The sequence below is a fragment of the Ruminococcus sp. AM42-11 genome (assembly GCF_003480145.1).
In the GTDB taxonomy this organism is placed as follows: domain Bacteria; phylum Bacillota; class Clostridia; order Lachnospirales; family Lachnospiraceae; genus Blautia_A; species Blautia_A faecis.
Genome location: NZ_QUIO01000002.1, coordinates 38,539 through 58,009 on the forward strand (window position 1 = coordinate 38,539; position 19,471 = coordinate 58,009).

Below are 19,471 nucleotides of genomic sequence, written 5' to 3' on the forward strand. Positions count from 1 at the left end.
AAACAAGTACGCACCTTTTTGTAACTGTGCACTCAAAAATGAATGTGTTACAATAGACTCGGAGGTGAGAATTATGCGAGCAAAAGAAGAATTACCGGAATGCCCAGTTGCAACAGCGGTATCTCTCATCGGAGGAAAATGGAAACTGCTGATTTTGCGTAACTTGAAAGAGCGCCCATGGAGATTCAATGAGCTACAACGAAGTATAGATGGTATTTCACAAAAGGTTTTGACGGATAGTTTAAGGCAAATGATGAGTGATGGACTGGCATATCGCCACGATTACCATGAACAGCCACCGAGAGTTGAATACGGATTAACGGAACTCGGAACAAAAATGCTTCCAATTGTTAATTCACTTGCTGACTTTGGTAACTACTATAAATCACTTATTGAACAGAATTAAGTACGTTAGTATTTGAAAAGCTCGAACAATCGTTAAGGAAAGAATCGAAGGTGGTGCAAACGAAAAAGCAGTATGGAGACTTTTCATTAACTGCCCTTTCGTTTGCATCAATTTCGATTTTTTCTGGTTGAACAAAGCGCGTCAACTCTATATGGGCTTTTAATTCTGACACTCTATTTATAATAGGATAGCGTGTACACATAGAAACACATAAAATTTATAATTCAGTCCTGTATTATGACACCAGAAATAAGCCTCCCTAAGGAAGCTAAAAAAATATACAGTTATGATACGTTAACAGAGCATATGTGGTTTTGGTTTTATAAAATATTGTTCTGTAGGCAGAGGAATAATCTTACCACCACAGGAAGAGCACTTGCATATATCTTTATTATAAAGAAGACGGATAATGGCAGGTGCATCCATATCTTTCAGCTTGGAAATATATTTTTTGCAGCCAAGGATGTTTCTGCATAGGGTAATCTTTTTCTTCTTATTTCTGGATGAAAGAAGACCGTAGTGCCTGATACGTACAAAACGTTTTGGAGGAACATGCATTAAAAATCGACGGATAAACTCCTCACCAGATATGGTAATCTCCTTCCACTTACCCTGTTTTTTATAATCCTTAGCAGAAAAGGTAACTGTAGCTTCTGTCATACTTTTGATACGGTAGTTGCTGATAGCAATCCGGTGGGTGTATTTTCCAAGGTATCTGATGACAGATTCGGCACCATCAAATGGTTTCTTGCAATAAGGAATCCATTCCTTTGCATAGCAGGTATTTAACAATTCCTTGAAAGTATAGTAGTTTTTGTAAGGTGCAGCCGATCCATGAAATTCAAGCCTGTCATTTTCCCAGAGCTGCTTAAGTTCAGCCATGTATTTTCCACGAAACGTTTTTGAGATTACCTTAATCGGAAGGAAAAAATCTTTCCCATTGTCTTTCCAATGATTTTTCACATCCAGCCCTCCACCAAGAACAATCGCATGGATATGAGGATGAAAATTCATGGTACTTCCCCATGTATGGAGGATACAGATATAGCCGATATCAGTGCCAAGATATTTACAATCAGCAGCAAGTTCACTGAGAGTATCTGAAGCCGCATGATAAAGAGCAGTGTATAAGACTTTCTGGTTGCTGTAGATAATGGGATTAAGTTCTTCCGGAACTGTAAAAACCACATGGAAATAAGGAGCATCTAAGGTATCCTCACGCCGTGCATCTACCCACTTTTCTTTTGGAAACTCCTGACACATAGGACAGCATCTGTCACGGCAGGAGTTATAGTGGACTGATATGCAGCCGCAGTCCTCGCATACGCTTACATTCACACCAAAGGCGCCGGTTTTGCAATTCATGATGTGATAAGCGGCCTTTCGCTGAGCGGGAGAAATACTATGTGTGGATTCAAAAGATGGATAAAAACGATGAAAAACATCCTGAATCGTACAATCCTTACTCATGATTCACCACCTTCCGGGTTGTCGAACGGGCTGCGGATCCCAAGAAGTGTCTTGTTGCTCACATGAAGGTAAACATCTGTAGAGCGAGGATCAACATGTCCCAGAAGTGACTGGATATATTTTATATCTGTGCCACTTTCGAATAAGTGGCTGGCAAAACTATGACGACATGCATGAGAGGAAACATGACGGGTAATGCCGGCGAGTTTAGCACTTTTCTTAAAGAACTGGTTAACACCGGTTATATCAAGATATCCACCGGTCCAGGAACTTGGAAAAAGGATATCTTTAGGGCGACCACATTTGTACCAATACTCAGTGAGAAGGTCTAAATTCTTTTGAGACAGAATCGTATACCTGTCAATTCTGCCTTTGGTTTCACGAACATGAATTGTCATGTTGGTACGGGAAATGTCATCATAATGGAGATGGACGACCTCCGATACACGTAATCCGGAAGAATACATAGTTGCAATAATCGCTTTATGTTTCAGATTCGGAGTGGCGTCAATGATTGCATTTATTTCATCGCGGGACAGAACGGCAGGAAGATTTCGCTCTCTTTTCATAGCCGGAACAGTGTCATCATCCCAGAGAATCTTCAGCACCTTTTTATATAAGAACTTGATTGCAGACCGATAGTGATTGTGAGTTTCGGGAGACCTGCCTTCCAGACGTTTGGCAGTAAGAAAACTTTCCGCATCTTCAAGTGTAAGATCAGAAACATTTTTTTCGATCCAACGAAGGAAGTAACTGACATCAGAGCAATACAGTTGAATAGTTCTTTCACGCAGGTTACGTTTTTCCGCTTCATTGCGGATGGATTCAAAAATATCTTTATACATAATAAAACCTCCAGAATAAGTAGTGTTAATAATTACATCTACCTATTCGGAGGTGCATTAGCGTCATAATTCCGATTGCGGAAGAGACTAGAAAATGTTATTCTTATCATAGGCAGTGGAGCTTTCTTAGTTCAGTTGTTTCGTGTGGTAACTTAACAATAACGGATTATGGAAAGTAATTCCACTGCTTTTTTGAATGAAAAAACTGCGCCACAGCCTTGACAGGCCATCGCGCAGCGATTTTGTTCAATCGGAAGTTGTAGGAGGAAATTTTTAATGAATATAACAGTTTATCTTGGGGCAAACGAAGGAAATGACCCATGCTTACGAAAAGCAGTTGAGGAATTGGGGGCATGGATTGGAAACAGTGGAAATGCACTTGTTTACGGTGGTTCTAAAGGTGGTTTAATGGGAGCATTGGCAGACAGTGTATTGAAGGCAGGCGGTGATGTTACGGGTGTTGAGCCGAATTTTTTTATTGAAAATGAGTTTCAACATGATGGACTGACAAAACTGATTGTGACTAAGGATATGTCTGAGAGAAAAAACAAAATGATTGAGTTAGGAGAAGCCTTTATTGCCTTCCCGGGCGGCACGGGAACATTGGAGGAAATTGCAGAGGTAATGTCGAAGGTGTCTTTGAAACATCTGGAGGCACCCTGCATTCTCTACAACCTGAACGGTTACTACGATGATTTGAAAGCACTTCTAAATCATATGATTGAAAAAGGATTATCTTCTAACGAGCGACAGGAGGGAATCTTTTTTGTTGAAAATCTGGATGATATAAAGCGAATCTTGAGACGGGCATAACTTATGTTTGCACAGTAAAATGGAGTTGCATTAGCGAAAGACAGAGCACGATCAATTCCAGCTGTGCGCCCAGCTAAGGGTGTGTAGTCAAGCCGGTGGGATTCCGGTTTATCCAAGGTTTAGCCAACCAGATAATAGCGAGTCTTGGGATGATGCTGGTAACGGCATCTGACAAGCGTAGACAGCAAGAAAGCAGGGTTGAATAGTGATTGAGCTTCGAAACGTTAACTTCAGTCGGTCGACGTCTTAACTGGTGCGGAAGACAATATCATATAATGCGATATGGCGAGTGTTATGTGGCACTGCGGAGTCAGAGAACCAATCATGTTTTACATTATGAATACACATCAACTGGGGAGAACCTGCCATTTCTCGAAGAAGAGTATGAAATTGCAACTGAAAACGGAGTATTTCAAATGAATGGTAGGTGGTCGGACAATCCCATAGTACTGTAGAAATCGGGCAATGCCGATGGAGGGAAGGGGATTGCATAGTAAAGGTCTTACTGAGGACACATTATCCGTACTCAGGGACGGAGGAAATAATGGAAACGAAATTAGTAAGAATAGCTGAGATATCGGCAACATCAAAACATCCTATATTTACATCAGTGTACCACTTGATAAATGAAGATATGCTAAAGCAATGCCATAAGGAATTAGATGGGAACAAAGCAGTCGGAATTGACAAGGTAACTAAGGATGAGTATGGGAAGAATCTTGATAGAAATATCAAGGAACTGGTACAGAGGTTGAAAAACAAATCCTTTAAGCCACTTCCGTCACTGAGGGTATATATAGCTAAAGGAAATGGAAAGAAACGACCATTAGGGATTGCTTCCTATGAAGATAAGATTGTACAAATGGCAGTGAAGAAAATATTGGGAGTTATTTATGAACCGAGATTCCTAAACTGCATGTATGGATTCAGACCGAATAGGGGGTGTCACGAAGCAATAAAAGAAGTATACCAACGGATAGGCTATGGAAAAATCAGCTATATCGTAGATGCCGATATCAAAGGTTTCTTTGACCATATCGACCATGATTGGATGATGAAGTTCCTTGAATGGAATATACAGGATAAGAACTTATTGTGGCTAATACGTAAATACCTTAAAGCAGGAATAATGGAGCAAGGAAAATTCGAGCCAACAGAGGAAGGTTCGGCACAAGGCTCAGTAATGAGTCCGATGCTTGCAAATATATACATGCATCATGTGCTGACGCTGTGGTTTAAGCTGGTGGTGCAAAGGGAAATGCAGGGAGAGTGTTTTCTCGTCAACTTTGCGGATGATTTTGTTGCAGGATTTCAATATAAGTCAGAAGCTGAAAGATACTATAAAGAGTTAAAGGAACGAATGGAAAAGTTTGGACTGGAGCTGGAAAGTAGTAAAAGCAGACTAATTGAATTTGGGAGATTTGCAGAGCAGAATCGTAGAGCAAGAGGAGAATGTAAGCCTGAAACAATTGATTTTCTGGGGTTTACCTTCTACTGTAGCAAAACTCGAAAGGGAGGTTTCGTGCCAAAGGTACAGACTTCAAGAAAGAAGTTTGAGCAAAAGGTTAGAGCATACAAGAACTGGATTTACGATAATCGAAATCGACCAATGCGAGAAATAATTAAAGAGTTGAACGTAAAACTAATTGGACACTATCGGTATTATGGTGTTACATGGAATTTTCGGAAGATAACAACATTCCTGCATAGAGTACAACAGTTTCTATTCAAAGCCATGAATCGGAGAGGTTGTAGACGGGCATACACATGGAATGGATTTGTGGAAATGCTCAAGTATTACCCGTTAGCAAAACCTAAAACGTACTATTGTTTATATTGAAGCGAATGTTACTATGAGGAGCCGTATGCGGGAAAGCCGCACGTACGGATCTGTGAGGGGCTAAGATTGAGAGGTCTTAGTCTACTCGACTGTCTTGCTGTGTTCAAATCACAAAAAGGTCATCGTTTCACGATTATGGTAAAACGATGATCTTTTTTATTTCTTCCAGTAACAGATTAGCAACAGGAGTGAATTTCCTTTTTGTTGTTTACCTATAATAATGATTGGAGTAATCGATTATAGACACTGCAATCAAAAAAATCTGAAAATATATTTATCAACATTACATAAAAGTGTGTAGATGCACATAAAATGGGAATACATATTGAAATTCAGGTCGTTCTGTGATAGAATCTCATTACTAAAAAATGTGTAGATGCACGGAAATGGGGAGCGTAACGATGGAGATTAAAAGAGACACTTACCTACAGCAGCTGATCGAGCGAAAAGATAATGGAATGATAAAGGTGATTACCGGCATTCGTAGATGTGGCAAATCCTTTTTGCTGTTTACCATCTTTAAGAGATACTTACTGGAGAACGGCGTTGATGTTGATCATATTATTGAAATTGCATTGGATGGTATTGAGAACGAGGAATTAAGAGATCCCAAGGTATGCTTCAAGTACATCAAGGATGCCATGAAAGACGACGGGAAGTATTATCTCCTTTTGGATGAAGTGCAGTTCATGCCACGATTTGAGGAAGTGCTGAACAGCCTGCTCCGCATGAGCAATATTGATGTGTATGTCGCCGGAAGTAATTCCAAGTTCCTGTCCAGCGACATTGTGACCGAATTCCGTGGCAGAGGTGATGAGATTAGAATCTACCCTCTCTCCTTTGCAGAGTTTTATTCTGTCTATGACGGCGATTATGATGATGCTGGGATGACTACATGATCTACGGAGGATTGCCGCAGATCGTAAGTTTCCAGAGCGAACGACAGAAAGCGGACTATCTGAAGAACATCTTTGCAAATGTCTATCTGAAGGATGTTATTGAAAGAAATAAGATTCAGAACGTGGATGAGATTGGGATTCTGGTTGATGTGCTTGCATCTGCAATCGGCGCACCGACCAACCCTTCAAAGATTGCCAATACCTTTGCCAGTGAGCGCCAGATGACTTATGCTAATAAAATCATCTCCAAGCATATCGACCATTTGACAGATGCCTTTTTGATTTCCAAGGCAAGCCGATACGATATTAAGGGCAGAAAGTATATCGGTGCAAATCTGAAATACTACTTTACTGATCTGGGACTGAGAAATGCACGTCTGAATTTCAGACAGCAGGAGCCTACTCATATCATGGAGAACATTGTTTATAACGAGCTGCTGATCCGTGGCTACAATGTTGATGTGGGTGTCGTGGATATCTTCGATAAGGATAAAGAGGGCAAACGTGTTCGCAAGCAGTTGGAGGTTGACTTTGTGGTGAATCAAGGAAACCAGAGATACTATATCCAGGTTGCATATGACATGACTTCGGAAGAAAAACAGACGCAGGAGTTCAATTCTCTGCGTAATATCCCGGACTCTTTCAAGAAGATCGTCATTGTAAATGGCAGCAAAAAGCCTTGGAGAAATGATGAAGGTTTTGTCATCATGGGAATGAAGTATTTCTTGCTGAATGCGAATAGTCTGGAATTTTAAGTCGATTTGAGTTGTTGCTGTGGTGTTGTTCTATTTCAAAAAAGAGTGAAATGATATAAATAAGGCCACGGCTGATTTCATGTTGGAACAGCCGTGGCTCAGTTTATTTATCCGTACAAATGAGACTGTTCCGCAGATTATGTAGAACAGACAGAGTACGATTCCGATAGTGAGAACATCAGATGCATAATTACCAGAACCACGAACAGGAATATCACCTGATTCCCGGAAGTCTTTCAGCCATTTTGTTAATGTGCTGTATCCGATGCCAAGATTTTCTGCACATCCACGTATTCCGAGATTTTTGTGATCCTGATAGTACTGGACTGCATCAAGTTTAAATTGTTTGTCATGTTGCTTTGCCATATGAGATCCTCCTTCAGCATGCCTCTATTGTATCATGCTTATGTGTATTTGGAATTTCCCAGTCATCACTGGGAAGAATCATGGCGCAGGAAAACCTGCCGTCGCTGATCACACTTGAAAAAATATGTACAGCTTTGGGCGTGACATTATCACAGTTTTTTCAGGAAGGTAATTCAGAGAATCTGACAGAAAAACAGAAAGAAGTTTTAAGGATATGGAACAATCTGAGTACAAATGAGCAGGAAACAGTGATGTCAATGCTGCGTGGTCTTCGGAAGTAGAAGAACAGTTCGAGTATATGTATCGGCTGTTCTTTTTTTATTTTTGTCGTTAAAACGGTAATGTTTTCTTGTGTATACTAGAGCATTAAAGTATAATGAAATCAGTTTTTTTGCATAAGTATTAAAGCTATAATAAGGAAATCGGCAAACCAGATGAAAGTCTGGGACGCAAAGCTACAGGGCCTGTAAAATGGCAGCCAGTTGCATGAAATGAGGTTGCACTGTCTGTTTGGCAGTGCTTTTTTATGGTAGAGCACTTGAATAAGTAATACAGAAGCTGTTTGGAAAAATAGCGGGGAGGTTATTGACAATTAATGAATGTAAAATTAAAATCTGGAAGCAAGCAACTGTAGCCTAGAGGAGGGGAGAAAGATGAAGAAGTGCAAATTAGTACAGAATATAATGAATTTCAAATTTTGTTACATTATATTTTGCACAATTATATGTTTTATTGTTTTATCCGTTCCTACATTTGCCAAAGAAAACTCTGACAATGTTATCCGGGTAGGATCTTTTGAAGAAACTTATAATACCGTCAATGAAAAGGGAGAAAGAAGCGGCTATGGTTATGAGTATCTTCAAGATATTGCAGGTTATGCAGGATGGACATATAAATACATAACAAGTGATTGGAAAAACTGCTTTACACAGTTGGAAAATGGAGAGATTGATATTCTTGGTGACATTTCCTATACAGACGAACGTGCTGAAAATATGCTTTTTTCCGATATGCCTATGGGGGAAGAGAAATATTACATCTATACGGATGCATCCAATATGGATCTTACAGCAGGAAATTTGGATTCTTTTGAGGGAAAAAATATTGGTGTGTCTAAAGATAATATAGTGGAGGATGTGCTTAATGAATGGGAATCAAAATATGGTCTGCATACGAAGCATATCAATGTTTCTACAACCACAGAAATTATGGACAAACTGTCGAAACATGAAATTGACTGCTTCGTTTCGGTAGAAGAATCCCGTTGGGAAGAATCGGATATTTCACCGCTTACAAGTATTGGAGAGACAGAAATCTATTTCGCTATAAATCCAGAACGTCCGGATATCAAAGAAGCACTGGATAGTGCTATGCGCAGAATCAAGGATGACAACCCATTTTACACAGATGATCTCTACAGGCGTTATCTTTCTGCACAGAGCAGCTCGTTTCTTTCAAAAGAAGAAAGTGAGTGGATCGGGCAGCATGGTGCAATCCGGATAGGGTATCTGAATCAGGATGGAGGTATCAGCAGTGTAGATCCATCAACAGGTAAACTGACAGGTGTTATTACAGATTATGTGGATCTTGCAGAAAATTGTCTGCAAGGTCAGACTCTGGAATTTGAATTAAATGGATATGAGACAAGAAGTGAACTGCTTCAGGCATTGCAGGATGGAAAAATAGATCTGATTTTTCATGCAAACCAGAATCCATACTTTGCAGAAACAAATGGATTTGCTTTGTCGGATACGCTGTTGACTCTCAATATGGCAGCAATTACGGCAAAGGATTCTTTTGATGAAAATAAAGAGAATATAGTTGCCGTTGAAAAAGATGATTTTGCATTGAAAGCATATCTTTCATACAATTATCCGCAATGGAAGGTTGTGGAATATGAAACATCAGATGCAGCAGTAAAAGCAATGCAGAAGGGGGAGACGGATTGTATTGTAAGCAATTCAGGTTCTGTTTCAGACTATTTGAAAAATAATAAGCTTCATAGTGTTTTCCTGACAAAAGAAGCTGATGTTCCATTTGCTATTCTGCAGGGAGAACCGGTTCTTTTGTCCATTCTGAATAAAACACTGACATCTATGCCTACAACTCAATTTTCAGGTGCAGTAGTTTCGTATAATGCTTCCTTACGAAAAGTTACAGCGAAGGATTTTATTCAGGACAATTTACTGACAGTTTCACTTATCGCTGGAATTTCTTTTTTCGTTGTTCTGTGTATAATTCTTGATTCTTTGAAAAAATCAAAACGTGCGGAAGAAAAATCCAAGAAGTCTGCTGAGCAGGCATTGAAGCTGAATCAGGAGCTTGAAGAAAAACAGCAGGAATTACAAAATGCACTTGTAGAAGCACAGAGTGCCAATAAGGCTAAGACTTCCTTTTTAAATAACATGTCTCATGATATCAGAACACCGATCAATGGTATTATTGGCATGCTTACGATTCTTGAGAAAAGCGGAAATGATGCTGAGCGGGCAAAGGATTGCATGAATAAAATACATGAGTCATCGAAACTGCTACTATCATTGATAAATGATGTTTTAGATATGGCAAAGTTAGAATCAGATACAGTGGTTTTTGGTGATGAATCCATCAATCTGGATCAGGTATGTCAGGAAATCACGGAGTCACTATCTTTTCAGGCAGAAGAAAAAGGACTTCATGTTATAGGAGAACATGATGATTACAGTGGTATATATGTTTGGAGCAATGCAGTTCATCTGAAAAAAATATTGATGAATCTGTTTACAAACAGTATGAAGTACAATAAGGTGAATGGTTTTATTTACATGAGTATGAGAACGATTGAAAGATTAGAAGATCACATGACATGTGAATTTAAAATAAAAGATAATGGAATTGGAATGTCAGAAGAATTTATAAAAAATGAATTGTTTACTCCATTTGTACAGGCAGATAATTCCCCACGTTCTGATTATAATGGGACAGGTCTGGGAATGCCTATTGTGAAACAACTTGTAGAAAAGATGGGCGGAACCATAACAGTTGAAAGCAAGCTTGGTGAAGGAAGCTGTTTTACTGTAATACTTCCATTTAAAATTGATACGAATGCACGGCCGGAAGAAAAAGAAGATTTCAATGCAGATATATCAGATGTCCGGATATTATTGGTTGAAGATAATGAGCTGAATGTGGAAATAGCAGAATTTATGCTGACGGAAAATGGAGCTAAAGTAGAAACAGTGAACAATGGGTTAGAAGCTGTTCAGCATTTTGAAGCTTCCGAACCGGGAACATACGATGTTATTTTAATGGATGTTATGATGCCGGTGATGGATGGGCTTACTGCCACAAAAACAATAAGATCCCTGGAACGGCAGGATGCAAAAACAATCCCTATCATTGCTATGACTGCAAATGCATTTAGGGAAGATGCAGAAAAGTGTATGGAAGCAGGAATGAACGCACATCTTGCAAAGCCGCTGGATGCGGAAAAAATTAAGCAGACCATAAGCGAAGAGTTGAGAAAGCAAAATGCCTGTCATAAATGATTATGAGGCAACCGCAGCAATCAGGAGCTTTCCAGATGCATGGGAAAAGCAGACAGGAAACATAGAGAGAGGATTTTGTTATGACAGAAATTAATTTATTTCCGAAGCAACCGCAGTCTGTGACTGTTTTGGTTTTTATAACTGTGCTGATCGTTCTGCTTCTTATCCTGACTGTAATGGTACATATGAGGAACAGAAAACTGAAAAGTACGTTGGAAGAACAGATGGCGGAAAGACGGCTTTTGGATAAGATATGTGCAGATTTTACGGCTGTCTATTATGTTGAATTAAATACCGGTTCCTTTGAAATTCTCCATATAAACGATGGAACCAACGTAAAAAAAATGAATCTGAAACAGGGTGATAATTTCAATTCTTCTGCTGACCAATATGCGGTTCAATATCTGTATGAGAAAGAAAGACAGGAATTTAAGGACTGGATTTCGACAGGGCATCTAAAGGAACAGCTTTCCCGGAAGGAGCGTATTACATACCATTATAGAAGTAAACCGAATCCGAACCAGCATGAATTTTTTGAGGCACAGGCAGCCAAAATATACGAGGATGAGAAACATTTTTTCGCACTGGTGGGTTTTCGGCATATTGATGATATCATGGAAAAAGAAACAACGATCCAGAATCAATTAAAGCAGGCACTGGATGAAGCACGGCTGAGTAATGAAATAATCTCAGCAATTGCTAAGAGTTACTGTTCTATCTACAGGATTGATGTGCAGAAAGATTTTTTTGAAGAGATATCAAATGACAGTGAAATACACAAACTGACAGGAAACAGAGGCAGTGCATCGGAGAAACTGTATCAGCTTTGTGATACAATGGTTGCATCTGAATACCGTTCGCTGATCCGTCCATTTCTGGATGTCTCTACACTTTCAGCAAGATTGAAGACGGAAGAATATATTTCTACAGAATACAGAATGTGTGATGGCAGTTGGCACAGGATGCTTTTTACTGTAAAAACGGGATGAGTCTGGAAATGTAACCCATGTTTTATGTACAGTCCGTAGTATCAGCGATTCCAAGAGACGTGAAGAGGATCTTAACTTTGCTGCGGAAGCAGCAAAGCGGGAAGCCGAAATGAAAACAAGGTTTCTGGCAACGATGAGTCATGATATCCGTACACCACTGAACGGTATTATCGGTATGGTAAATATGGGAAATCAGTACGCAGATGATCCACAGATGCAGCAGAAGATCAGAGAAAAGGTAATGGAATCCCTGAAATATCTGGTGTCTCTGGTAAATGATGTGTTGGATATGAATAAACTACAGAGCGGGGATTTGAAGGACCAGCAGCTTTTATTTGATCTGACAGAGGTACTGCAGGAACTGAATCAGATTTATGATGAGCGGGCTGCCAAGAAAGGCATCCGGTATGAGATTGACTGGAAAAATGGTACATACAGTCACAGCACTCTGGTTGGAAACCCGGTATATCTTGGAAGGATTCTGTCGAATATTATGGACAATGCCATAAAATTCAGTCAGTCGGGTAGTGTGCTCACGTTCGGGGTTAAGGAAGAAACTCTGGATGATGACAGAGCAAATTTCACTTTCTACTGTAAAGACCAGGGTGTGGGTATGAGTGAAGATTTTATTGCACATGCTTTTGATATGTTCTCTCAGGAAAGCGAGACAAGCAGATCCAGGTATGAAGGCACCGGACTGGGGCTTGCAATTACGAAGCAACTCGTGGACAGAATGGATGGAAGTATTGAACTGAAGAGCAAAGCAGGTGTCGGGACAACAGTTATTGTAAAAATTCCGTTCAAAATTGGCACACAGGATAAAAACAGTAATTTATCAGATAAGCCAGTAAGCCTTGATGATTATTCGGTAGAAGGCATGCGGGCATTGGTTGTGGAAGACAATGAGTTGAACATGGAAATTTCCAGATGTATACTGGAAGACAGCGGTATGGAAGTTACATGTGCAGTAGACGGGCAAGAAGCAGTTGAAATCTTCGAGAAATCTGCACCGGATTATTTTGGGGTAATTTATATGGATATTATGATGCCGAGGATGAATGGTCTGGATGCGGCAAGGACAATCAGGGAAATGAAAAGAAGGGATGCCAGGAGGGTTCCGATCATTGCAATGTCCGCGAATTCTTTTGCAGAAGACATTATCAACAGCCGGCTGGCTGGAATGAATGTTCATCTTGCAAAGCCACTGGATGCGGAAAAAATGATCATTGCCTTGAAACAATGCATGGCAGATAATAGCGATGTAAAACTGCACGAAGATTTGTAGGAATAAAAAGACAGAGCATATAAAGTTGTTATATGGTCTGTTTTTTTATTCCTTAGAAGAAGCAGGCTGTGAAAATTCATATGTCTTTTTGGGACTGAAATAATTACTTAAATGAAAAACTAATTTCCAGCTGTGGACTATCCCTGTCTGACATCATTAGCAAAATCAATGCAAGGGGAACATAATTAGGATAAAAGCAGACCGGTGGAGAGCAAAATCTCTGCTGGTTTTATATATGAGATCAAATCAGAGCATGTGAGAAAAAGTCCAGCTAACATTTGAGTTCTGCTCTGTTGTCACCCCTTATTCGGGGATGTAAATCAGAGAAAAGGCGGGAAAAGAAACAATCTCTCCCAAACCTGCAAACATAAATTGAACAAAATCGCTGCGCGATGGCCTACCAAGGCTATGGCATAGCGATTTTCTTTTTTCTATAACAAAACAGTGGAAAGCAAGTCCTAAAAGTAGTATTGTTAAGTCACCACAACGAAACAATCAAACAGGATCGACCTTCCCACTGCCTATGAAAAGAATACCACCCTTCCGCTTGGTTGGCAAGCGGTTTTATGACCAAAATGCACCTCCATATAAAGCAGTGTTCCGGATAACTACTGATTTTATATGGAGGATTTTATTATGTATGAAAAATATTTAGAACAGCTTGAGGAAGCCGGAAAAATCCGTAACCTTAAAGAACGTTCCATCAACTGCTATAAAAACTATGTCTCTTATTTTCTGAAATATCAGAATAAGAATCCTGAAGAGCTTGCCTGTCAAGATGTCAGGACTTTTTTGCTTGCAAAAAAAGAGGAAGGGCAATGGAAGGAACTGACCCTTTCTGGTATTGAATTTATACGGCGTTTTCTGATGCATGTGCCACCCAGACGTTTTGTCAGGCTCCGGCATTATGGGCTTCTATGTTCCCGCAGCAAACACAAAAAGCTCACTTTATGCCGGAATCTCCTCGGATGCAAAAAATATCTTTCAAAGCTCAGGGATAAGGAGATGCCAGAAATATTGAAACAGCTATACGGGATAAACATCTATGTATGTAAATCCTGCGGTGGACATCTTGGAAAACCACAACTGAGAATACCGCAAAGGTGTTAAAATCCAAATCTTTTATATGTTTTCTAAGCCTCAAAATCCTGAGGTTTAATTGTTATACCTATTTATCTGAAAATTCTTGATTTCTGTAGCGTCTGCACAGGAAATCCTGTATAATCATGGATAAGAACAAAAGATTAAAAGTCCATAGGTAGTAGCTACTCGGACGCTCACTTTGTTCAATTAGGTCAAATCGAAAATGGAGTAAACGAAGGGGCAGTTCACTGAAATGTCGAAACTGCTTTTTCGTTTACTCCATCATCGATTCTAACCTAAAGAATTGTCTTAATTGGATAAATCGAAATTGAATACTGAAGGGATATATTTTAAAATGATACTAGAAACTGAAAGATTAATTTTAAGAAAGTGGACGCAAGATGATGCAGAAAGTTTGTTTACTTATGCAAAAAATCCAAAAGTAGGGCCAATTGCCGGATGGCCTCCTCACAAGGATATCGAATCAAGTAAATATGTTATTGACAATATTTTCACCGGAGCAGAATGCTATGCAATCTGTGAAAAAGAGAATAATGTTGCAATAGGAGCTGTTGAACTAAAACTAAATGGACATACAGATATGACAGATAGAGATGATGAATGTGAACTTGGTTACTGGTTGGGAGAACCATTCTGGGGCAGAGGGTATATGCCAGAAGCGGCATATGCGCTTATGAAACGAGGATTTGAAACGCTTGAAATGACTACAATATGGTGTGGCTATTATGACGGAAATAAAAAGTCCAAAAGAGTACAGGAGAAACTTGGATTTATTTATCATCATACTTGCGATGAGGTTCCAGTACCATTGCTTAATGAGGTAAGAGTTGGCCATACAAATGTCATAACAAAAGAACAATGGAAAAGCCATACACAACCTGATGGAAAAATCCACGTAGCCAATATCGAAGAAGTGTAAAGAACCAATTATATCTGTTGGAGAGCGCGGTGAAAAGTTATGAAGTTATTATTTAAACAAAGGCTATTTTCATGGTTTGACAGCTATGATATTTATGATGAAGCAGGCAACACTGTTTATGTAGTAAAAGGTCAGTTGTCCTGGGGACATAAACTTGTAATTTATGATGCCTATGGAAATGAAGTAGGAATGGTTGTTCAGAAAGTACTTACTTTTCTTCCTAAATTTGAGATTTATAAAAATGGCAGTTATATTGGATGCCTGAGCAAAGAATTCTCATTCCTGACGCCACATTATAATATTGATTACAATGGATGGCATATTGATGGAACCATTATGGAATGGAACTATAGCATTCTTGATCGAAGCGGTTATTCAATTGCACGGGTTAGTAAAGAACTGTTTCATATGACTGATACATATGTTATTGATGTGCAGGATCCAGGAAATGCGTTGGATGCGCTGATGTTTGTACTGGCAATCGATGCAGAAAAATGTTCCGGAAATTAATAGTTAATCTTGTTTCTGTAATTATTCGGAGGATGAAGTATGGGATTATTCAAAAAGAAAATCATGAAAAAAACATATGACCGAGAACATATGAAACCAGTTATTCGTGCAAGTATTTGTACCGGAGAAGAAGTAGCAGGGTTCAAAGACATACGGACCGGAAAAATCGAAGAAATCATGCTGATCAGATCGCCGGAGGACTTAGAAAAATTTAAAGAGATATATGAGATAACAGAGGAAATTGCAAAAGAATATTAAACATTGGATAAGGAGGATGTATTGTCATGAGAACTATAGGTAATATTCTTTGGTTTATATTTGGAGGATTACTGGGTGGACTGGCATGGATTTTTGCAGGATGCATATGGTGTATTACAATTATTGGAATTCCGGTAGGTCTGCAATGCTTTAAATTTGCAACCCTGGCATTCTGGCCGTTTGGAAAAGAAATCGTATATGGAAATGGCATGTTTTCGTTTCTGGTAAATCTTATATGGATTATATTTTTTGGATGGGAAATGGCACTTGGAAACCTGATAGTTGGTTGTATATGGTGTATTACGATAGTTGGAATTCCATTTGGAAAGCAGTTTTTCAAGATGGCAAGACTCTCTTTCATGCCATTTGGTGCGAGTGTGATAGGATAAAAGAAAAAATAAAAAAGAATTTGTTTAATTGGATAAATCGGAATTGTGCGCCCAGACAAGCTCTCCGGCAATCAGGACACAGACAGGTGGTTATCCTGGCATCCTAATCATTGGACGTCAGGAACTGAATGAGTACAGAAAGAAAAAGTTGTGCCGATTGTATTTTTATTGTACCTACCTCAATTGTAATCTAAGATTCCATACCTACTATCTTAGATAAGTGCAAAGAAATAAGTGAAATATCAATACAATTGTATTGAATTAGTAATGAAATAGCATTATAATGAAGAGAAAAGGAGGTATCTAAAATGGCAAGTACAATTCAGATCAGGGTAGACGATGATTTGAAAAATAAATCAGATCAGCTTTTTAAAGATCTTGGAACTGACACGACATCAGCAATAAGGATGTTTTTAACGCAGGCGGTTGCATATAATGGATTTCCATTTGAAATAAAACGAACTGTGTATAATCCTTATACATCTATGACAGAAGAAGAGATGCTTCAAAGACTGGAACAATCCAGAGAATCTTCAAAAAGGGGAAATTACCGAAATGCAGATGATGTGATTTCTGATATGAGAGGAAAATATGGATTATAAAATAGTTGTAACAGCTGAAGCAGAAGAAGACTTGAATCAGTTTATACAGTATCTGTTTTTCGCTAAGAAAAATAAGCAAGCAGCGAAAAATGTGCTTGATGATTTTGAGAATACTATTAAAAAGTTAAAGTATGTAGCAAGTAGTTTGAAAGTATGCGACAATCCACGTTTACAGAGTCTGGGATATCGTCGAATAAATTTTCAACAGCACAGATATTTTATGTTATATAGAATAGAAAATGATGTTGTATATGTGGATGATATTTTCCATGAGTTACAAGATTATGAAAACAAAATGATATAAGAAGCGTAATTGATACTTTATAGCCTGTATTTGGGATACCTCTGATACTTCCGCCTGATACAATGATTATGCTGGAAGTAGAAGATCAGCAGGACAATTTAATAAAATTTTTTAAAGCTCTATTGGGTTAAATACTCAATGGGGCTTTTTTTGATGCCTGAAAATCAATGATTTCCAGCCAAAGCCACGGGTCTGTCTATGACCGCGTGATTGGGAAGGGAATCAGGCATGATCAGATGCATCAGCGGATCACGTGCATCTCCGCCCCTGGATTTGAAACAGAAAACAAGATTTCAAATTCAGGAGGAAAAGAAGATGTACGTACAGCATCCATATAAATACGAAGGAAAATATTATGCAAAGATTGATGGAGTATTCTATGAGATCTCCAAGGAAGTAGCAATGGCAATGTTTGCCGAGTATCGAAATGAAATTTACCGTAGCCGTAAGTGGGCACCGGAGTCAGAAGAAGATGATCAGATGGAAGATTTTCAGGATTTGGAAAATAAACAAGAGAAAGAGGAGCCTGCGGATCAGAAAGATAAGAAATGGAAGCGTAAAACCAAGAGATGTGAAATCCTGGATTGCGCTTTCAGTGCCAACAGCGATGGGCTTTCTATTGCCGATATGTCAGATGACACGCAGATGAGCATGGAAGAAATGATGATTCTGAAAGAGGAGAGCAGAATTCTTCATGAAAAGATCGACAAGCTTAGTCTTCAGGAACAGTTCATCATTAAGTCGATATATTTTGATGACATGAAACAGAAGGATGTGGCAGAAATCCTTGGTGTTACAAAAGGAGCACTGAGTCAGAGACTTAATACGATTCTCAGAAAGATGCGAAACATGTACATGGAAGGATAAACAACATTTTTATAATTTTTTGTTTCCTTGCCTAAACTTTCTCCGTGTTTTTTGTATTTAGAAACTGAATAAACAAGTAGAGAAAGTGAGATGGCAGATATGGACAAGAGATGTTATTCAGTAGCAGAACTGCAGGAGATTTTGGGTGTAAGCAGACAGTGTATTTATGAGCTGCTCAAGAAAAAGAAATTCAGTTGGGTGATGGTCGGTGGCAAGTACCGTATTTCCAAGAAAAGCTTTGATGAGTGGCTGGATCAGCATCAATAGAAAGAGCGTTTAGGATGATTTGTTTTGTGTAAACGATGACATCCTAACGCTTTTTCTGCAGATGCGTTATGTTAGTAATGTAGGAGGTGTCACAGTTGTATTACAATCCATTGACAAAGGAAGAGGAATTCCATGAACTGGTGAAAGAGATAGAAAGCCAGAGCGCATATAAAAGGCAGCCTCCTCTGGAAAAGAAATATATGTCCGTACCAGAAATGGGACGACTTCTGGGGCTGAAGAAAACAGACCGATACTGGCTGGTGCACAAGAACTTTTTCAAAACAGAAGTGATCCTTGGCAAAATGCGTGTGGAGTTGGAAAGCTTTGAAAAGTGGTATGCCAATCAGGTGAAATACCATAAGGTCACAGGAGAAGAGCCAGGACTGGAACTGAAGAAAAGTTCCTATTCACCACGGGATATTGCAGAGATGCTTCAGATATCTGAGAACCTGGTTTATGAAAAAATGAAAAAGGCCGGAGTGGAGTTTGTTTTGGTGGACTATTGGAAACGATACCCCAAAAAAGCATTTGATAAATGGTATTGAAGTCAGAAACGGTACCGAAATGCCGAGGACCGGGAGAAAGTTTGTGACATTGTAGAAAGCTCCATGTCTATGCCAGAGATGGCTAGGTTATTAGGTGTTCCCAGATCTACCGTATATGGTCTTCTGAATCAGTCAGAGATTCTGAAAACCATTGAGTTTGATGGTCGAAGACGAGTGACAAAGAAGAGTTTTTATGAATGGTATGGCAGCCAGAATGATTATCATATCGTATCGGACGAAATGCCAGAGACAGTGAAGGATGAAGATAATCGCAGGATTGAAGCTTATAGAAGAGCGGTTCTGGAACGGGATGGTCATAGCAAGAATATAGGAAATGATGTTTATCTGACAGTAAATGAGGCAGCAGTTCTGGCAGGAGTAAATCCGGCAACCGTGCACAAATGGATTAAAAAAGAAAAAGTAGAAGCAGTACAAAGCAGCAAAACGATTCGAATTCCAAGGCAGGAGTTTGAGGGTTGGCTGCAAGGCAGAGAGAAAGTGGAGGTTTAAC

At 39.2% G+C, this 19,471-nt stretch carries 21 protein-coding genes, 1 pseudogene and 1 riboswitch; of the genes and pseudogenes, 19 read left to right on the forward strand and 3 right to left on the reverse strand.

What is annotated here, in order from left to right; translation table 11 throughout:
- Positions 1-73: 73 nt before the first annotated feature.
- The gene (locus DW904_RS01830) at positions 74-406 is read left to right on the forward strand and encodes a helix-turn-helix domain-containing protein (protein ID WP_072522465.1); all 333 of its coding nucleotides are present in this window, start codon (positions 74-76) and stop codon (positions 404-406) included.
- A 294-nt stretch (positions 407-700) separates the two neighbouring features.
- Here the strand turns inward: DW904_RS01830 and DW904_RS01835 are convergent, their stop codons facing one another.
- Together DW904_RS01835 and DW904_RS01840 are read right to left on the reverse strand one after the other, a co-directional pair.
- Complete coding sequence (locus DW904_RS01835) at positions 701-1,876, reverse strand: IS91 family transposase (protein ID WP_118577822.1); 1,176 nt, start codon at positions 1,874-1,876, stop codon at positions 701-703.
- Entirely contained in the window at positions 1,873-2,721 is an 849-nt protein-coding gene (locus DW904_RS01840) for a site-specific integrase (RefSeq protein ID WP_118577823.1), read from the reverse strand. The genes DW904_RS01835 and DW904_RS01840 overlap by 4 nt, the downstream gene beginning before the upstream one ends.
- Positions 2,722-2,997: 276 nt before the next feature.
- Here DW904_RS01840 and DW904_RS01845 point away from each other — a divergent pair, with 276 nt between their 5' ends.
- The 3 genes and pseudogenes from DW904_RS01845 (at position 2,998) to DW904_RS01860 (ending at position 7,028) form a co-directional block, all read left to right on the forward strand.
- On the forward strand, positions 2,998-3,534 hold the full coding sequence (locus tag DW904_RS01845) for a TIGR00730 family Rossman fold protein (RefSeq protein WP_107001131.1): 537 nt from the start codon (positions 2,998-3,000) through the stop codon (positions 3,532-3,534).
- Between the two features lie 544 nt (positions 3,535-4,078).
- Positions 4,079-5,374, forward strand: a complete 1,296-nt coding sequence (gene ltrA / locus DW904_RS01855) for a group II intron reverse transcriptase/maturase (protein WP_118577824.1) — start codon at positions 4,079-4,081, stop codon at positions 5,372-5,374.
- Between the two features lie 401 nt (positions 5,375-5,775).
- Positions 5,776-7,028: pseudogene (locus DW904_RS01860) on the forward strand (ATP-binding protein).
- A 30-nt stretch (positions 7,029-7,058) separates the two neighbouring features.
- On the opposite strand, the gene DW904_RS23435 reads toward DW904_RS01860, so the two are convergent.
- A complete protein-coding gene (locus DW904_RS23435) occupies positions 7,059-7,394 on the reverse strand; it encodes a helix-turn-helix domain-containing protein (protein WP_243110258.1) in 336 nt (111 codons plus the stop codon).
- Here DW904_RS23435 and DW904_RS01870 point away from each other — a divergent pair.
- From DW904_RS01870 to DW904_RS01940, 15 genes are all read left to right on the forward strand, one after another.
- A complete protein-coding gene (locus DW904_RS01870; RefSeq protein WP_226841009.1) occupies positions 7,388-7,675 on the forward strand; it encodes a helix-turn-helix transcriptional regulator in 288 nt (95 codons plus the stop codon). The two genes, DW904_RS23435 and DW904_RS01870, sit on opposite strands and share 7 nt — an antisense overlap.
- A 133-nt stretch (positions 7,676-7,808) precedes the next feature.
- A riboswitch (cyclic di-GMP riboswitch) is annotated at positions 7,809-7,884 on the forward strand.
- A gap of 163 nt (positions 7,885-8,047) precedes the next feature.
- Positions 8,048-10,921 (forward strand): transporter substrate-binding domain-containing protein, encoded by a 2,874-nt coding sequence (locus DW904_RS01875; protein ID WP_118577826.1) that lies wholly within the window; start codon positions 8,048-8,050, stop codon positions 10,919-10,921.
- Between the two features lie 80 nt (positions 10,922-11,001).
- Complete coding sequence (locus tag DW904_RS01880) at positions 11,002-11,910, forward strand: hypothetical protein (protein WP_118577827.1); 909 nt, start codon at positions 11,002-11,004, stop codon at positions 11,908-11,910.
- A gap of 109 nt (positions 11,911-12,019) precedes the next feature.
- Entirely contained in the window at positions 12,020-13,195 is a 1,176-nt protein-coding gene (locus DW904_RS01885) for an ATP-binding protein (RefSeq protein WP_118577828.1), read from the forward strand.
- A gap of 636 nt (positions 13,196-13,831) precedes the next feature.
- Positions 13,832-14,305, forward strand: coding sequence for a transposase (locus DW904_RS24445; RefSeq protein WP_118577829.1), 474 nt, complete (start codon positions 13,832-13,834; stop codon positions 14,303-14,305).
- A 286-nt stretch (positions 14,306-14,591) separates the two neighbouring features.
- Positions 14,592-15,218 (forward strand): GNAT family N-acetyltransferase, encoded by a 627-nt coding sequence (locus DW904_RS01895; RefSeq protein WP_306797052.1) that lies wholly within the window; start codon positions 14,592-14,594, stop codon positions 15,216-15,218.
- A gap of 39 nt (positions 15,219-15,257) precedes the next feature.
- Complete coding sequence (locus tag DW904_RS01900) at positions 15,258-15,728, forward strand: LURP-one-related family protein (RefSeq protein WP_118577831.1); 471 nt, start codon at positions 15,258-15,260, stop codon at positions 15,726-15,728.
- 39 nt (positions 15,729-15,767) lie between these two features.
- Entirely contained in the window at positions 15,768-15,986 is a 219-nt protein-coding gene (locus DW904_RS01905) for an aspartate dehydrogenase (RefSeq protein WP_118577832.1), read from the forward strand.
- A 26-nt stretch (positions 15,987-16,012) separates the two neighbouring features.
- Positions 16,013-16,375, forward strand: a complete 363-nt coding sequence (locus tag DW904_RS01910; protein WP_059086556.1) for a YccF domain-containing protein — start codon at positions 16,013-16,015, stop codon at positions 16,373-16,375.
- 308 nt (positions 16,376-16,683) lie between these two features.
- A complete protein-coding gene (locus DW904_RS01915; protein WP_118577833.1) occupies positions 16,684-16,977 on the forward strand; it encodes a type II toxin-antitoxin system RelB/DinJ family antitoxin in 294 nt (97 codons plus the stop codon).
- Positions 16,967-17,281, forward strand: a complete 315-nt coding sequence (locus DW904_RS01920; RefSeq protein WP_118577834.1) for a type II toxin-antitoxin system RelE/ParE family toxin — start codon at positions 16,967-16,969, stop codon at positions 17,279-17,281. The genes DW904_RS01915 and DW904_RS01920 overlap by 11 nt, the downstream gene beginning before the upstream one ends.
- Positions 17,282-17,596: 315 nt before the next feature.
- Positions 17,597-18,148 (forward strand): sigma-70 family RNA polymerase sigma factor, encoded by a 552-nt coding sequence (locus tag DW904_RS01925; protein WP_202187649.1) that lies wholly within the window; start codon positions 17,597-17,599, stop codon positions 18,146-18,148.
- A gap of 90 nt (positions 18,149-18,238) precedes the next feature.
- Complete coding sequence (locus DW904_RS01930) at positions 18,239-18,415, forward strand: helix-turn-helix domain-containing protein (protein WP_117768279.1); 177 nt, start codon at positions 18,239-18,241, stop codon at positions 18,413-18,415.
- Positions 18,416-18,510: 95 nt separating this feature from the next.
- Positions 18,511-18,960, forward strand: coding sequence for a DNA-binding protein (locus DW904_RS01935; protein WP_243110259.1), 450 nt, complete (start codon positions 18,511-18,513; stop codon positions 18,958-18,960).
- Between the two features lie 69 nt (positions 18,961-19,029).
- Positions 19,030-19,470, forward strand: coding sequence for a helix-turn-helix domain-containing protein (locus DW904_RS01940; protein ID WP_202187650.1), 441 nt, complete (start codon positions 19,030-19,032; stop codon positions 19,468-19,470).
- The last annotated feature ends 1 nt before the right edge of the window (position 19,471 follow it).

Bases quoted from the DNA above. Each gene is read 5' to 3' on its own strand.
- DW904_RS24445 (WP_118577829.1), top strand. From the start codon at position 13,832: ATGTATGAAAAATATTTAGAACAGCTTGAGGAAGCCGGAAAAATCCGT.
- DW904_RS01930 (WP_117768279.1), top strand. From the start codon at position 18,239: ATGGCAGATATGGACAAGAGATGTTATTCAGTAGCAGAACTGCAGGAG.
- DW904_RS01840 (WP_118577823.1), bottom strand. From the start codon at position 2,721: ATGTATAAAGATATTTTTGAATCCATCCGCAATGAAGCGGAAAAACGT.
- DW904_RS01925 (WP_202187649.1), top strand. From the start codon at position 17,597: ATGTACGTACAGCATCCATATAAATACGAAGGAAAATATTATGCAAAG.
- DW904_RS01830 (WP_072522465.1), top strand. From the start codon at position 74: ATGCGAGCAAAAGAAGAATTACCGGAATGCCCAGTTGCAACAGCGGTA.
- DW904_RS01905 (WP_118577832.1), top strand. From the start codon at position 15,768: ATGGGATTATTCAAAAAGAAAATCATGAAAAAAACATATGACCGAGAA.
- DW904_RS01875 (WP_118577826.1), top strand. From the start codon at position 8,048: ATGAAGAAGTGCAAATTAGTACAGAATATAATGAATTTCAAATTTTGT.
- DW904_RS01915 (WP_118577833.1), top strand. From the start codon at position 16,684: ATGGCAAGTACAATTCAGATCAGGGTAGACGATGATTTGAAAAATAAA.
- DW904_RS01845 (WP_107001131.1), top strand. From the start codon at position 2,998: ATGAATATAACAGTTTATCTTGGGGCAAACGAAGGAAATGACCCATGC.
- DW904_RS01920 (WP_118577834.1), top strand. From the start codon at position 16,967: ATGGATTATAAAATAGTTGTAACAGCTGAAGCAGAAGAAGACTTGAAT.
- DW904_RS01880 (WP_118577827.1), top strand. From the start codon at position 11,002: ATGACAGAAATTAATTTATTTCCGAAGCAACCGCAGTCTGTGACTGTT.
- ltrA (WP_118577824.1), top strand. From the start codon at position 4,079: ATGGAAACGAAATTAGTAAGAATAGCTGAGATATCGGCAACATCAAAA.
- DW904_RS01900 (WP_118577831.1), top strand. From the start codon at position 15,258: ATGAAGTTATTATTTAAACAAAGGCTATTTTCATGGTTTGACAGCTAT.
- DW904_RS01910 (WP_059086556.1), top strand. From the start codon at position 16,013: ATGAGAACTATAGGTAATATTCTTTGGTTTATATTTGGAGGATTACTG.
- DW904_RS01885 (WP_118577828.1), top strand. From the start codon at position 12,020: ATGAAAACAAGGTTTCTGGCAACGATGAGTCATGATATCCGTACACCA.
- DW904_RS01835 (WP_118577822.1), bottom strand. From the start codon at position 1,876: ATGAGTAAGGATTGTACGATTCAGGATGTTTTTCATCGTTTTTATCCA.
- DW904_RS01940 (WP_202187650.1), top strand. From the start codon at position 19,030: ATGCCAGAGATGGCTAGGTTATTAGGTGTTCCCAGATCTACCGTATAT.
- DW904_RS23435 (WP_243110258.1), bottom strand. From the start codon at position 7,394: ATGGCAAAGCAACATGACAAACAATTTAAACTTGATGCAGTCCAGTAC.